At 61.4% G+C, this 14306-nt stretch carries 11 protein-coding genes; 2 read left to right on the forward strand and 9 right to left on the reverse strand.

The window, feature by feature from the left end; translation table 11 throughout:
* Window position 1 precedes the first annotated feature (1 nt).
* The 4 genes from lnt to CZ322_RS07565 are packed head-to-tail and all read right to left on the reverse strand — an operon-like array spanning window position 2 to window position 6505.
* Window positions 2–1609 carry an apolipoprotein N-acyltransferase gene (gene lnt, locus CZ322_RS07550; protein ID WP_087070801.1) on the reverse strand — a complete coding sequence of 536 codons (1608 nt, stop codon included), beginning with the start codon at window positions 1607–1609 and terminating at the stop codon, window positions 2–4.
* Window positions 1606–4203 (reverse strand): DEAD/DEAH box helicase, encoded by a 2598-nt coding sequence (locus CZ322_RS07555; protein ID WP_087070802.1) that lies wholly within the window; start codon window positions 4201–4203, stop codon window positions 1606–1608. Before CZ322_RS07555 ends, lnt begins: the two co-directional genes overlap by 4 nt.
* Complete coding sequence (locus CZ322_RS07560) at window positions 4200–5456, reverse strand: WYL domain-containing protein (RefSeq protein ID WP_087070803.1); 1257 nt, start codon at window positions 5454–5456, stop codon at window positions 4200–4202. Before CZ322_RS07560 ends, CZ322_RS07555 begins: the two co-directional genes overlap by 4 nt.
* Window positions 5453–6505: a helix-turn-helix transcriptional regulator gene (locus tag CZ322_RS07565; protein WP_087070804.1), complete on the reverse strand. Its 1053-nt coding sequence runs from the start codon at window positions 6503–6505 to the stop codon at window positions 5453–5455. The genes CZ322_RS07560 and CZ322_RS07565 overlap by 4 nt, the downstream gene beginning before the upstream one ends.
* Before the next feature lie 36 nt (window positions 6506–6541).
* On the opposite strand from CZ322_RS07565, the gene CZ322_RS07570 reads away from it, so the two are divergent.
* Both CZ322_RS07570 and CZ322_RS07575 read left to right on the forward strand, forming a co-directional pair.
* On the forward strand, window positions 6542–7663 hold the full coding sequence (locus tag CZ322_RS07570) for a DUF3866 family protein (RefSeq protein WP_087070805.1): 1122 nt from the start codon (window positions 6542–6544) through the stop codon (window positions 7661–7663).
* Between the two features lie 275 nt (window positions 7664–7938).
* Window positions 7939–8376 (forward strand): hypothetical protein, encoded by a 438-nt coding sequence (locus CZ322_RS07575; RefSeq protein ID WP_087070806.1) that lies wholly within the window; start codon window positions 7939–7941, stop codon window positions 8374–8376.
* Window positions 8377–8489: 113 nt separating this feature from the next.
* Here the strand turns inward: CZ322_RS07575 and CZ322_RS07580 are convergent, their stop codons facing one another.
* From CZ322_RS07580 to CZ322_RS07600, 5 genes are all read right to left on the reverse strand, one after another.
* Window positions 8490–9731: a hypothetical protein gene (locus CZ322_RS07580; protein WP_087070807.1), complete on the reverse strand. Its 1242-nt coding sequence runs from the start codon at window positions 9729–9731 to the stop codon at window positions 8490–8492.
* Between the two features lie 139 nt (window positions 9732–9870).
* The gene (locus CZ322_RS07585) at window positions 9871–10719 is read right to left on the reverse strand and encodes a hypothetical protein (RefSeq protein ID WP_087070808.1); all 849 of its coding nucleotides are present in this window, start codon (window positions 10717–10719) and stop codon (window positions 9871–9873) included.
* A gap of 83 nt (window positions 10720–10802) precedes the next feature.
* Window positions 10803–11966, reverse strand: a complete 1164-nt coding sequence (locus CZ322_RS07590) for a hypothetical protein (protein ID WP_087070809.1) — start codon at window positions 11964–11966, stop codon at window positions 10803–10805.
* A gap of 158 nt (window positions 11967–12124) precedes the next feature.
* Entirely contained in the window at window positions 12125–12961 is an 837-nt protein-coding gene (locus tag CZ322_RS07595; protein ID WP_087070810.1) for a hypothetical protein, read from the reverse strand.
* A 194-nt stretch (window positions 12962–13155) separates the two neighbouring features.
* Complete coding sequence (locus CZ322_RS07600; RefSeq protein ID WP_087070811.1) at window positions 13156–14190, reverse strand: ABC transporter substrate-binding protein; 1035 nt, start codon at window positions 14188–14190, stop codon at window positions 13156–13158.
* Between the last annotated feature and the right edge of the window lie 116 nt (window positions 14191–14306).

A 14306-nucleotide genomic window follows, 5' to 3' on the forward strand; every position in this document is an offset into this window, starting at 1 on the left:
ACTAACCTTTCTTCCAGCGCAGCCTTGCGTACCACACCCATGCTATACCGCCAGCCGCGCCAGCCGCAGCCAGAAGTCCTTCCCGGTAGTACGGGTAGAAACGCGCCGCCGGGGTGAGACCTTCGTGCAGGGCGACGGTGGTGGTATGCGCTGCTTGCGTCCACGGTTCGGTGCGTTCACGTACCGCACCATTTGTTTCGACGACGCCGGAAATTCCCACGGTGGAAACCTGGAGCGCAATGCGCTGGTATTCGACTGCCCGGAAACGGACCATATCGAATTGCTGGGCGGATTCGGCGCTATCACCGAATGACGCATTATTAGTGGCCACCACATAGAGTTGGGCGCCCTGGCGGATTGCCTCGGATCCCACATCGCCCAGTGCCACTTCGAAACAAATCGGGGTGGCCAGGCGGACGGTGGCGTTCTGCGCGCCCGTGGCGCCGGTTTCGCCACCGGTGCGGCTCTCCGCCGGGGCGCGCTCCCCCACCGGAATATCGAGAACCGCCGGTGTGGTGCCGGCCCGCATATCAACGGAGACCAAATCAACGGCGGAGCTGAACTTCCGGAAGAAATCCCGGTAGGGCATATATTCCCCGAAGGGAACCGGGTGCTGTTTGCTGTAAACAGCGCTTACCTCTCCCCCGGTCTCGGTGGGCAGGTAGACAACAAGGTCATTGGTGCGGCTCACTGCCTGCCCGGTGGCATCGCGCTCATAGGCTTGGGTGCCCAGGAGCAGCGGGACGCCCAGGTAAGTGGAGGTTTCACTCACCAGAGCCCGGGCGCGCGGATGTTCGCGAATATCGTGGTCAGAGGCGGATTCTGGCCATACCACCAGGTCCACATCCTCCGGGTTAATCGCGCGGGTGGCGGTGCTGAGGTTCTCGGTGACGGTCAGGGCTTGATCCCGGCCCTCCGGGAGGGTGCCCGCCCGCGGGACGCTCCCCTGCGCGTAGCCGATGCGCAGGGAGCCGGTGGGCGCGGTGGCGGGAAGCGGAAGGGCCCAGGGTAGGGCGAAGATCAGTGCGGCGCTGAGGGCCAGACTCGCACCCGCGAAGAGCCGCCCGCTGCGCACTCGCATAAGGGCCAGGCTGAGGGCGGCTCCGCAGATGACCACCGCGGCGGAAACCAGCATGGTGGAACCCCAGGGCGCCAGCCGCACCAGCGGGCTATCTACCTGGGAAAAGGCAAGAGTTCCCCAGGCGATACCACCGAAGGGCCACAGGGAGCGGGCCAGTTCCGCGCCTGCCCACACCAGGGCTGCCGCGGGGAGGAAGAGGAGCGGGCAGCGGGTCCAGCGGGCCCGGCACATAGCGCTCCAGGTGGCTACCACCAGCCCGGTAAACAGTGCTTGCGAAAAAGCGAGAGCGAGTTGGGGAATGAGATCCCCGGAGGCTTCCCCGGCCCAGGAAAAATGCAGGGAGAAAAATATACATCCGGAAAGGAGCCCGTATCCGAAGCCGGCGCTGGGGCGGCAGTGCGCCGCAACGAGAAGAAGGACCGCGATACTCACCGGTGCGAGGATCCCGTAGCTCAGGGGCGGGAAAGCGGCGAAGAGCCCGAGGCCGGCCAGCATTGCGCCGCACAGCCGCAAGAGAACACCGCTCACATGAGCTCCGATCGCCGCATGAGGTCACGGGCTTGGCGTGCGATATCGCTCAGCCAGGTTCCTTCGGTTGCTACCGTGACCTGCCCGAGGACGTCGATAATACGGCGCGCGGCGGAAATGAAATCCCCGGCGGTCATATGGGCTGATTCCAGGCAGGCTTCCAGGCCCACTCCCCCGGCCCAGGCCGCGAACACGTCCGCGCAGCCCGCGCTGAGATCCGGGGTGCGGGTAATCCCGTATTGAAGCTCCAGGGATTGCAGGTACTGGACTTCCGCGCGCGCCACGCGGGCGGTATCAATAAGTCGGGCATCGTGCGGCAGCGCGCTGCCTAGCCGATCATCGACCAAAAACATGGAGACCCATCCGGCTAGGGCCGGTGCATCCAGGCTGCCCTCGGGTAGTTGCGCCAAACACTGGTACATGAGCAGATCAGCTTCGGTATGTAGCTCGCGTAATTGCGCGGCGCCCGGGCCCATGCGGATCACGTCGTTATCGCCTTGGAGCACCCCCACTTCGCGTAGGACGGCAGCCGTGGCATCAAATTCCCGCCCGGCCGAATCGGTGAAGGCCGCGATGCGCTGATCGAGTTCTTCAATGCGGTGGTGCAGCGAGATCCACGTTTGGGCCTCATCGAGGTGAGCGTACAGATGCGGGCAGGATGCCACCGGATGCGCGGCGACTTTGGGATCGCGCGGGGTCGCGAAACGCGCCCAGGATGCCAGCAGGTCCCGGTCGATTCCCAGATCGGCACGCCCACCCACCAGGTCGAGGATATCTTCGGCGATCTGCTCGCGCACCGCCGGCTTTTTGGTGGACATCCCGAAAGGCACCGTGACCGGGCCAATTTCCCGCATTTCCGAGGCAAGGGAATCTTCATACAGCCAGGCCAGATCGCCGAACCAATCGATCACGCGCACGCGCTCCGGTGAGGCAGAAAGCACCAGGGCGTAAACGAGATCGGTGCCAATCGCGTAGGCGTACACATAGCCCTGGCGCACAGCCGCGAAGCTCTTCGCGATGCGCTCCCGATAGCGCCGTTTCGCGGCCTTACGTTCGGCTTTCGCGGCCCGCCCAGCATTCCCGCGCAGGCGCAGGTAGTCAAGCAGATCACCGCGCGAGCAACTCAAGCGGGTTTCTTCGGTCTCCACCCGGCGTTCAATCCGGGCGCGCCGCGCCACCAGGCCGCCCAGTTCCGCATTGCGTTGGAATTGCGCGAAGGAGCGGCCCATCAGATCGCGCGCCGCCGCATAACTCATGCGAGCCAGCAGATTCGTCACGGTGTTATAGGAGGGCTGGAAAGCAGAGATGAGGGGCTCCACCCGCCCCGAAGCCAGATCGGCCAGATGTTCCGGATCGGTTTCCGCATCAGCCAGGACCACCCCGTAGCCCACGGTATCGCGCCCGCGCCGCCCGGCCCTCCCGATGAGCTGGGTGTATTCGGTGGCGCTCAGGTCCACAAAACCGTGCCCGTCCCAGCGCTGAAGCTCCTCCAGCACCACGGTGCGCACCGGCATATCGATGCCGAGGGCCAGGGTGCCAGTGGCGTAAACAATGCTGAGGAGCCCGCGTTCCATGAGGCGCTCGGTTAGCTCTTTGATCGCGGGGAAAACCCCGGCGTGGTGGGCCCCGTAGCCGCGCTCCAACGCCGCGGCTGCCCGCTCAAAATGCACGGCCCGCCGATCCGATTCCGTGAGCGTTTCGCGCAGCGCCGCGATTTCTTGTTTAATTTCCGCGCGCTGGACCTGGGTTGTGAGGACCTCGTTATGGCGCAGCAGAGCCTCAACCGCTTTATCGCAGCCTTTGCGGGAAAAAATAAATTCGATAGCCGGTAGCATGCCCCGTTCGCCGAGCTTGTCGATAATGGCACGGCGCTCGCGATCCGAGACCCGTTTCTTGCGTTCCGCGCTGCGCCGATCCAGCGCATTGACGAGGGCCGGATCGGGCTCGAGGGTATTCGCGCGGTAGAGCGGGAAGAGTTTGCGCCCCACATTCACGTATTGCGCGAGGGGAACGGGCCGTTTCGTTGATACGACGACGTCTGTTGGCCCGCGCACGGAGCGCATCCACGCCGCGAGTTCCTCAGTATTGGCCACCGTGGCGGAAAGCGCCGCCAAACGCACATGATCGGGAAGCGACAAAATCGTTTCTTCCCATACCGGCCCGCGATCAGGATCCGCCAAAAAATGCACTTCGTCCAGGACCGCGTACCCCACGTCAAGGATATCCGGGGATTCGTGCAGCAGCATATTGCGCAGCACTTCGGTGGTCACCACCAGAATCTGCGCCTCGCGATTAATACTCTGGTCCCCGGTGAGCAGCCCCACCTGTTCCTCGCCGATCTCGCGCGCCAGTTCGGCGTATTTTTGGTTGGAGAGCGCTTTTATCGGTGCGGTATAGATACATTTTTTCGACGACGCTAGCGCAAGATACACCGCGTAGTGGGCCACCACTGTTTTCCCCGAACCGGTAGGTGCGCATACCAGCACATCATGGCCGCGCCCCAGAGCCGCGCAGGCCTCCAGCTGGAAATCATCGAGGTGGATCCCGCGGCTAGCGTAGCTTTCCCGATAGTCCTCGAGTAGCAGATCCGTCATCGCTCCCCCTCCGGTGTACTTTCCGGTGTATTTTCGCGGCTGGCTAGCATAGCGGCGTCGTCGCCCTCGTTCGCGCGCAAACGCGCGCAATAATCCGCCACCGCGCGCGCAACTTCCGGTGGTTCTAGGGCGATCACGTCGTCAATTTGCACGAGGAGTGAGACGAGCCAGGGAAGGGAGCGGGCCCGGACCTCAATAGTGAGCAGCTCCTCGCCAGCGCGCGCATTCGCGGGGCCGCACTCATTCGTGGTGCCATGCTCTTCATTCGCATCGCCGCGCGTCTTCGCGGCGCTGAGCGCGTTCGCGGTGCTGAGCTCCTCGTTCGCTTCGCGCAGCCGTGCGCCGGGCAGCGTTTCAGCCACCCAGCGTGAGGCCCCGGTGACGGTGATCCGCACGTCCGTGCCGCTCGGCTCCCAGGTATTCTCCCCGCGGGCACGCTGTGCTTCCTCGTTTTTCTCCACCTCGGCGAGCGCCCGGCGAGCGGCCGCGCGTTTCGATCTGCTGAGTTTCGTGCCGGGGCGGGCCGCGGTGATGCGATCCAGGCGGAAATGGCGCAGGCCCTGGTCGGTGAGGGCGCGCAGTAGCGGGGCGTCACCGGCCAGAATGACGAGGGGAATAACGCGTTCGTGCCCGGCCCGCGCGTGCGGACGCGGATCGCTGAGCGCGCGTTCGTAGCTGAAATCAAGGTAGAGACCGCTCTCAAGTGCGGCGTGCACAGCTTCCATGGTGGCCGCGTCGGCGGCCGGGCGGGTGGGCGGCCAGAGCGCGCCGTCATATCCGGCTTCGCGCACCGCCTCCCCCAGCGCGGCGCGGGTGGCAGTGAGGGTCGCGGCGGCCGGCCCGGGGGCGGTGACATCCCGGGCGGCATCGAGCAGCGCGGCCACCACCATCGCATCATCCAAAGTGAAGGGAATAACCGGGTCGTCGGTCATGGAGCGCAGGTAGACGCGACTCTCCGGCCCGGCCACAGTATTCGCCTCCGCCATGTTTTCCGGCAGCTCCGGGGCGCAGGCATCTGCCGCGCTATCGGCCTGCGCCGTACTCCCCGCACAAGCACCGCGTTCGGGCAGCTCCAATTCGAAGGGGACATCAAAATCAGCGGTTTCGGCCAGATTGGCATCCCAAAGGTAGTCGAGGGTGCGCTTCCAGGAGGGGAACTGGAAATGAGCGGTGAGCTCGGCCAAAGTGGCGCCCTGGGGGCGTTCATGCAGGTAGATCAGCATGCCGAGGGTGGTGACGATATCGGTACTCATCGCGCTCCTCCCGCCTCCGGTCCGGCGGATTCGCCCAGGTTAATGAGGTTGTCCACCCGGCGCTCCCATTCTTCACGCAGTTCGCTGGGTGCAGCCAGGCGCACATCGACCCCGTAAAAAGCCAGATATTCGAAAATACGATTAAGGCCCACGGTGGAGAATCGGTAGGCCGTCCAGCCCGCGGGGGCCGGTGCGTGTGCGGGAGCTGGCGTATCTGCTAGAGCTGGCACATCCGCGAGAGCCGAATCATCCACTGCAGCCGGAGCATCCCCACGGCTGAGTTTCTCCCCGCGGGCGGCAAGGGCGGCCGCGGCGCCGTCGCGAATATGCAGAATAATATCGACGTCGAAATGCTCCCCGCTGACCTCCCCGCGTGGGAATTCGCAGCGCTCACCCACGCTGAGGGTCCCGGAAATCACGCGGCTGAGGCGGAAAGTTCGCTCGGCCCAGGGGCCGAAATCCTTACCGCCGCTCTCCCGCGAGCGTGCCAGCCCGGAAACATAGAACATGCCGTAGTGTTCGGCGAAATTCCACGGCTCCACTTCATAATGTTTGACCAGGTCAGCACCCCGGCGGTAATCGAAGCTGACGCGGCGCCGGTACTGCAAGGCACGCGCAACCACCCGTGCTGCCGCGCCGCCCGGAATCCGGACGCGCAGGTGGGTGGGGACTGCGGCGTCGCCGCTTTCCGGAGGTGCGCCCGCAAGAAGTTTCGCCACCCCCAGGCGCGCCGACTCGCCTTGGGGATCACCCGCCTCGACACTGGAGCGCAGGGCGTGGAGCACCCCGGCCCCGATGCCGGTGACCCGCGCGAGCACCGGCGCCGCGGAATCGTATGAATAACGCCACCGGTCGTCAAAAATAATGGGATATCCGGCTTCGCGCAGCGCGTCAATATCGCGTTGGAAGGTGCGCAGATCGATTCCCGCTTCGGCGTAGGCCGGGATGCGCTCCATGAGTTCCGCCGCGGTGAGGAAACTGCCGCGGCGAATCGTGTGGAGGAGCGCGAGCTGGCGTTCGCGGTGCCGGCGTGTCTCTTTCTGCTTCACGTACCCAGCCTAGCCGACGGTAGAGTTAAAGCCGTGATGATGTGGCGCAGAGGGAAAATTATTTCCCTGGGGAAAACATGGCGCGGGGCGCGCGAAGCCGAGGTCGAGCTTGAGGACGGCAGTCGCGCTCGGGCACTTGCCTATCCCGATCTGGTGGGCGAACCGGCCGCCGGTGATACCGTGCTGCTCCAGGCGAGTGCCGCCGCGCGCGGGCTGGGCACCGGCGGGTATTTCTTTGTGTGCGCGATTCCGGAGCGGCTCCCCGCTGACTCCCCCACGCCCGGCCATATCGTCAAGGCCCGCTACACGCCGCTCCAGTACCTCACCCTGGGGGTTGATGAACAGAATTCCCCGTACCACGAGCTGCTGCGCGAGGCCGATACCATTGCCGGGATGCCGGTGGTGGCTGCGGATTTGCATTCGGCGCTTCCCGCCATTGTTGCCGGGGTGCGTGCGCGCGTGCCGGGGGCGCGTATTGCGTATGTGATGGACGACGGCGGAGCTCTGCCCGCGTGGTTCTCCCGCACCGCTGCGCAATTGGAGGAGCTTGGCCTTATCCTGGGCACGATTTCGTGCGGGCAGGCTTTCGGGGGGAAGCTCGAAGCTGTCACGATCTACACTGCCTTGCTGGCGGCGCGCCTGGTGTGGCGGGCGGATGTGGCTGTGATGGCGCAAGGTCCGGGGAATTTAGGCACGGATACCCGGTGGGGTTTTTCTGGCACGCGCGTCGGTGAACATCTCAATGCCGCTGATCCCCTGGGGGGAATCCCGATTGCTGCCTTACGTATGTCGAGTGCGGATCGGCGGGAGCGCCACCTGGGGCTTTCCCATCACAGCGTGACTGCTTTGAGGCGGGTGGCGCGCTGCCGGGTGAGCTGCCCGGTGCCGGTGCTGGGTGAGGATGCGCTCTCCCGCGCGGTACCCGCCGAGGTAGGCGCGCGGCTGGCCGGGCAGCTGGGGGAACTTTTCCAGGCCCCGCACCTGGAGCGGGTAGACGTGGAGGCGGATGCGGTGGCGCGCGCCCTCGCGGACTTCCCGGTACGGCTGTCCACGATGGGGCGCTCGCTCACCGAAGATCCCCTGAACTTCTTAGCGGCCGGCGCGGCCGGCTACGCGGCTGGGGAGCTGGTGACGCGGGCGCGGGCAGGTGCCTTCTGATTCTCATACCCTAAATACCACCGTGAAATTTCCCGCTGGATTCACTGGACTGTACAACCAGCCTGCTTACTGGTCGATCCGACGATAAGCCTGGTATCGAATAGCGAAGAATAGCCGTGCTTGGGGTATGGCACCTGAGTTCCTCTTGACACTTGAGAAGATAGCTAAGAACACCCTACGGATCGCGGGAGTGGACATTGTGGTATTGAACACGTCTGAGAATCGGTACGTCATATACGATTGTTGAGACGCAGGACACTAGACCGGAGAAAGACATGGACACAGTCGGATACGTACTGGCAAAACTTGACGACTTGAGCGCCGAAGACGTTATCAAAGCGCACATCCGCAACGCAGAAGCGAATCATGGCCGAACGCTCATCACTATTGATTCTCAAGCTCCAGATAAAGAAAACTGGGACAAAATCAAGTACGCCGTGTTTGTCAATCACAGCAAGACAGCTTGTCTCATTGGAATGGTTCACAACCTTGGCAAAAAGCCCGATAATACGCCCTCGGGGTGGACTGCGGGCTCTGACCCGCGATATACGCAGCCACAAGAGTGGGAGCCGGACGATATGCCGACATGGTTTGAGTTGGATCTTCTTGATGAAGCTGATCTCGGGCAATTTGTCGCAGAGTCGGGTAAGCCGCTAGCACAGTCTCTTACGGGTGGCTGCGGGTTGGTATACGCAACGCGCACTACACATTAAACCAAGGCGACAAAAGAGAGGGTGGAATTTCGCAGCCCTCTCTTTTGTCAATTGCCTAACGACAACTGCCTAAGCGCTAGTTTTCCTTAAAATAATGCGTTGTCAACCGCAAGTTAGATCTGGGGGGTAGTGAACTCGGCCCGGAGCTTCTGGCCTTCGCCGGTCGCCCGCACGTCTACCTCGCCAAGAAGCTCCGCCCCTTGAGGCACGGTATCCGTGGTAGCAGGTGCGTTACGCCCAACATAATAGGCACGCGCCGTATACACCACCGGAGTCTGATCCAACCACTTCCCATCACCATACGACTTATCAACAGAAGTCGTGAGGGTATCGGAAATTTTCCCATCAAGGTTCACCGGCCGGGTATCTACCTGGGAAACGCCGGTCGGTTGGAAATCGAAGATAACCCTCCACGTCGGGCCAGGCTGGGTAATGGTTTCTGGGTCAGATGCCGGGCGATTACCGTAAGAAAGCATGTCCTGGATAGAACCATCCGCACCAAACTTCGTAAGGGTGCGACGAGGTGGATTGATTACCTCGTGATCAAAGGTGACTTTTCCTGTTCCCGTGGAACTCCAACTCAAGGAAATCGGACCGGACTGGGACTCACCACTCCATACATTGGTTCCCGTTGCGTCAAAAATGGCAGGACCGCTAAGGGTGAGATTCATTTGTACCCCAGGAATCCAAGTGTCCCGATCCTCCGGGTGCACGCCGATCCCATTGATGACGCCCTTACGTTGGCCATCACCCTCAACAGTGCCACTCTCGTAACCAACAGCCGCGCTATTGCGGGCCTCATCGGCATACTGCAAAGCACGAGTCTCAATACCCGGTGCCTGGTCTCGCACAGCAGCAATAAGCTCATTCACCGTCGCCTGAGCAGTACCAGGACGGCGATACTCCTGCTCAAAATTGATATGCAACAAATAAGCCAAAGCCGCAAGATTCGTATTATCCCGCGTCTCATTCTGATACTTATTGAGCAACCAAGCCAACTGCGGCGTCGTCAAATTCAACTCAGAAGGCCCCAGCTGACGCGACTCCGTAAGAGTAGAAATACTCGTCATCTCGTTCGGCCCCGGATCACCAAGCTTGGCCTGAATACACCAAACCGGATAATCCTCAACCGCAACCCCACCAATACTCGCGGTTTCGGGATAATGAGGCCCAAGGCGCAAAACACCAGAGGTAGCAACACCCTGGATCTCGATACCTTTACCCACGCTAGAATCCCAGTCAGCACGAGCCAACCCGGAAACAAAGAAAGAACCAAGCCCCAAAGTCAGTACCACGAAAAGCACCGTAAGGACCCGGAAAACGCGCTTCTTGCGCCCAGAATGGGATCGATACATCTACCCCACACCTTCCTATAACTTGCGACAAACACTCGGACGAGTGCTCCACTCGTATAGTGTGCGGGGGAACGCGCAAAAGATTACCCGCCTCGCATATAGGGGTGCGGGGCGGGCATGTAGGTGTGGCGATAAGGGGTTACGGGCAAGGAACGGCCCAGGTATTACCGCTGGTGTCTCCTCGCCAGCAGTCATTGGTTCCGTTGGGTTCCCAAGTCTCAACCCATCCACCGTTATCCGACTCAGAAGCGGGAGCCGGCGCCGCCAGTTCCGGTGCTTCATAGACCGGCGCAGGCGCAGCCGGTGCCTCATATGCAGGCTCGGAGTAATTAGACCCCGAGCTATAGGAATAATCAGAATCCCCACTGCCACCGCTATAGGAGGAACCACCAGTAGCCGGAGCCGGCACGCCAGCACCCCCGTTATCAGCCTGCGCCGGCGCAGCCCCACTATCCCCAACCGGGGCCGGAGCGGCCTGGGCAGCGCCCGCTACCCGTGCCTTGATAGCCTCGGTCTTGACCTTGATTTCGGGCAGCTTCAAGTCACCCTTACGCAGGCTCTCGCACTCGGGATCTAGGTAAAGTGGGCACTCTTTATCCAGGTAAGCCTGGGCGGCTTTCGCTTGCTGGATGGCAAGTGTTATACTGAGAGCCTGAAGGCTCTCGGTAAGTTTTTCGCGAGCCTTGATGTCTTCTTTCACCTTATCGGCGTTTTTGCTTGGTTTTTCACCCAGTCCCGCCTTAGCATCTGCAATAGCCTTTTCCAGAGCTGCGCAGGTCTCCTTGCTTCCACCATCCTCAATACAGCCAGCGGTATCCACGTCACCAACCACCTTTTCCAGGGCAGCACCGGCCCTGGCGTAGGCGGAAGTTACTTCTTCGAGGGTCTTAGCACGGTTGTTATGAGCAACTACCGCCCATAGTCCACCCGCCAAGAGTGCCACAATAACTACGGCAGCGATGATAGCCGTGACCCTTTTCCCAGACATCTTCGATCTTTCCTCTATGCCCATTCAACGGACTTTTGGCTATAGCATAACCACCCAACACTTTTTCACGTGTTCTTACACAACTACCGCGAACGCGTATCTACCTCGCCAAGAAGCTCCGCCCCTTGAGGCACGGTATCCGTGGTCGCGGGAGCGTTACGGCCAACATAATAGGCACGCGCCGTATACACCACCGGAGTCTGATCCAACCACTTCCCATCACCATACGACTTATCAACAGAAGTCGTGAGGGTATCGGAAATCTTCCCATCCAGATTCACTGGGCGGGTATCTACCTGGGAAACGCCGGTCGGTTGGAAATCGAAAAGAACACGCCACGTGTTACCGGGAGCGATATAGAACTTGGGGTCCTGGTACGAGGGAACCTGGGTAGTTGTCTGGCTGCCGGGAACCAGCATCGCGATAATCTCATCGCGCGGCATCTCGTACTTGGTGCTTACAGTCACCTCGCCGTTGCCAGTGGACTTCCACCCAAGGGAGATCGGGCCAGACTGGCTAACACCCGACCATTCCTGAGTGCCGGTCTCCTTGAAAATAGCGGGACCGGAAAGCGTTACCGTGAGGTTACGTCCAGCAATCCAGCTGCCATCCTCGTTGCGAAGACCAATATTGTCGATGATTGCCTCCATCTGGCCCTCGCCGTGTCCCTGAGCGGATTCGTAGGAGTGCACCCCGGACTTACGAGCAAGATTGGCCATGTTGCGGGCATGGCGGTCGATAACCGGGATACCAGAACTCACGTCACGGATAAGCTGAGCCACGTTACTAGCAGCGTCAGGCCCAGACTCCAGATTCACATGCACCAAATAAGCGACAGCGGCCAAAACATTATGGTCCCTAGTCATCTGGTTCTGGTCGATAATCCAGGCAAGCTGAGCGGTAGTCAAGCTAAGCTCATCATCTTGCCCAATATCCCTGGTCTCGACCAGGTGGGAGACCTGGACTACCTTATCGGGGCCAGGTGCCATCTCGTTAAGATCGATACACCAAGCCGGGATATTCGGGTCCCCGCCTTGTGGTGCCTTAAGCGCGGCCAGGCGGTAGCGCCAGCCACTGGGTGCCCTGAAATCAACACCAGCCCCATCAAAGAAAACGTCGTCGCCCTTGATGGGGATACCTCCGTCAGCCCTGGCGGCACCGGAAACAAACAGGCTTCCGAGTCCCAAGGTGAGTACTGCTAGGAAAACGCCGAACATGCGCCCTAGCTGAGAGAACTTATGCCTCATGGCGAATAAATCCCTTCCTCATCGTCGTGTCAAGCACCCGGATGGGTAACTCCACATATGTAGTGTGCGCAAACGTTGCGGATTCATGAGGGAGCGCCCCACTCATACGAATGGGGCGCTTCTTGGCTGCGCAGAGACGTAAGGAAAAAGATTTCGCCTTAGTCGTTGGGGCGGTAGTGGTTAGTCTTTTCGGTCGTACCGTCGGAATACTGGACAATAAGGTAGCAATCTGCATCAGATGTTCCACCGGGAGCCGTGCACTCCCAGTATCCTCCAACAATCGTCCGCTCCGGTGCCGCAGGTGCAGGAGCCTCAGCTTCCTCTACCGGCGCAGGTGCAGGTGCTGCCTCATGTGCAGGCTCGGAATACTCAGAATCAGCGTTTCCACTGCCACCGTTATAGGAGGAACCACTGGTGGCCGGGGCCGCCGCGCCAGCGCCCCCGTTATCAGCCTGGGCCGGCGCGGCCCCACTATCCCCAACCGGGGCCGGCGCGGCTACCCGTGCCTTGATAGCCTCGGTCTTGAGCTTAGCCTCAGGCAGCTTCAAGTCCCCCTTGCGCAGGCTGTCACATTCGACATCCAGGTGCAGTGGGCATTCCTTATCCAGGTAAGCTGCTACAGCATTAGCCTGCTCGGTAGTCACCTTCTTGGAAAGCTCGGTGAGTTCCCCCGCAAGCTTTTCACGCTTGGCGGTAGCTTCCTTCACCTTATCCGAGTTCTTACCCGGCTTTTCGGCAAGCCCGGCCTTGGCATCCGCGATAGCCTTTTCCAGGGCCTTACAGGTTTCGTCCGTACCGCCATTCTCGGTGCAGCCAGTGGTATCCACGGTAGAAACCACCTTTTCCAGGGCGGTACCGGCCTTGGTGTAAGCGTCCGTTGCTTCTTCGAGAGCCTTTGCGCGGTTGTTATGGGCAACAACCGCCCACAGGCCAGCCCCAAGCAAAACTACTGCCATAACGCCGGCAATAATCACCGCAATCTTCTTCCGAGACATCTTCGATTTTCCTCTATATTTATGCACCGTGCTTTAGCTACCAGAATAGCGAAGCGTGGCCGGGTATAGGCGGCTGACACCAACCTGGTTCAGCAAACTCGGCTGGTTACGCGGCCAGGGAGCTGGTGACGCGGGCGCGGCCGAGGTGAGCTGCGCGCCTGATGGGCCGGTGGCTCGCAGCTGCGCCGTCGTTCTTAATGCGCGCTACCACCGGTCAGATCCACGAACGCATCGGCCGCAGCAACCGGTTCGCGCAGGAGCTTCTCGGACATGAATGCGGCCATCGCCTCCCAGCGCTGCGCATCCTGCACCCCGAGCGGAGTGCGCCCGGCGTAAAGCTCAATGGTATTCGCGAGGACTTTCTCGGCCGCAGCAGCGTTATCCGTTTCGCGCAGAGCCGGCACATGCTTCGCGGTGATCTTCACGGTCTCCTTCGGGTTGCTGCGCGCAAAATTCACGGCGCGGTCAAGAGCTGCAAGCATGCGGGTGAAATCATCGCGATGCGCATCCACGGTGGGGCGCAGCGAACCGAGCCCGACGCCCACGAGCGGCAGCCCGCCCGGGAGCATCTCGATGGTACGCACCGGCACCCCCTGGCGTTCCACGCTGGGAACATCGGAGTTACGGAAGCCGATAATCGCGTCCACTTCCCCGCTGGCCAGGGCCGCGGCCTGGGTGTAACCGATGTAGTTCACGCTGATATCGGATTCGCTCCAGTTGTGGGCGGCCATGAGCGCCTGGAGGGCATAGTAGTTTTCCCCATACGGGCCGGGCAGCCCGACGCGGCGGCCGGCCAGGTCAGCGGCGCTCTTGATCGGGGAATCAGCCGGCACGATGAGCGTGACGGGGTAATCCTGGTACATCGTGGCCCAATTGACCACGTTGATGCCGTTGGAGCGGCCTTCCATCATTTCATCGCCGCCCGCGAAGACCACATCCTCGCTGCCGCTGGAAAGCGCGCCGAGGAGGGATTCTTGGGCGCCGTGGTGACGCAGCGTGATATCAAGCCCGGCCTCGCGGAAATAACCCTGGTCTTCGGCCACGTAGAAGGGCGCGAATTGGATATCGGGAACATAGGTGAGGCCAACGGTGAGGGAAGCGGAGGCGCTCGCGGTAGTTGGCTGCACGGCGGCGGGCGAGGTGCTTTCACCGTTTTTATCCGCGCCACCTCCCGCACATCCGGCCAAGCCGAGGGTAGCTGCCGCGAGTGTGGCAATGAGTCGTTTCATGGGTGTCCTTTCTTGTGTGGTGCGCTTCTATGCGCTGGGGTCTTGTTGGGGCGTGAGCTGGGGCTTTGGGTTGGGTTTTGGCGGCGAGCGTTATCGCACCGGATCGTTACCGCACG

Source organism: Actinotignum timonense (assembly GCF_900155575.1).
GTDB lineage: Bacteria > Actinomycetota > Actinomycetes > Actinomycetales > Actinomycetaceae > Actinotignum > Actinotignum timonense.

Excerpts from the sequence above, each read along its gene's own strand:
- CZ322_RS07560 (WP_087070803.1), bottom strand. The coding sequence starts at position 5,456 with ATGAGTACCGATATCGTCACCACCCTCGGCATGCTGATCTACCTGCAT.
- CZ322_RS07570 (WP_087070805.1), top strand. The coding sequence starts at position 6,542 with ATGATGTGGCGCAGAGGGAAAATTATTTCCCTGGGGAAAACATGGCGC.
- CZ322_RS07600 (WP_087070811.1), bottom strand. The coding sequence starts at position 14,190 with ATGAAACGACTCATTGCCACACTCGCGGCAGCTACCCTCGGCTTGGCC.
- CZ322_RS07595 (WP_087070810.1), bottom strand. The coding sequence starts at position 12,961 with ATGTCTCGGAAGAAGATTGCGGTGATTATTGCCGGCGTTATGGCAGTA.
- CZ322_RS07580 (WP_087070807.1), bottom strand. The coding sequence starts at position 9,731 with ATGTATCGATCCCATTCTGGGCGCAAGAAGCGCGTTTTCCGGGTCCTT.
- CZ322_RS07590 (WP_087070809.1), bottom strand. The coding sequence starts at position 11,966 with ATGAGGCATAAGTTCTCTCAGCTAGGGCGCATGTTCGGCGTTTTCCTA.
- CZ322_RS07555 (WP_087070802.1), bottom strand. The coding sequence starts at position 4,203 with ATGACGGATCTGCTACTCGAGGACTATCGGGAAAGCTACGCTAGCCGC.
- CZ322_RS07575 (WP_087070806.1), top strand. The coding sequence starts at position 7,939 with ATGGACACAGTCGGATACGTACTGGCAAAACTTGACGACTTGAGCGCC.
- CZ322_RS07585 (WP_087070808.1), bottom strand. The coding sequence starts at position 10,719 with ATGTCTGGGAAAAGGGTCACGGCTATCATCGCTGCCGTAGTTATTGTG.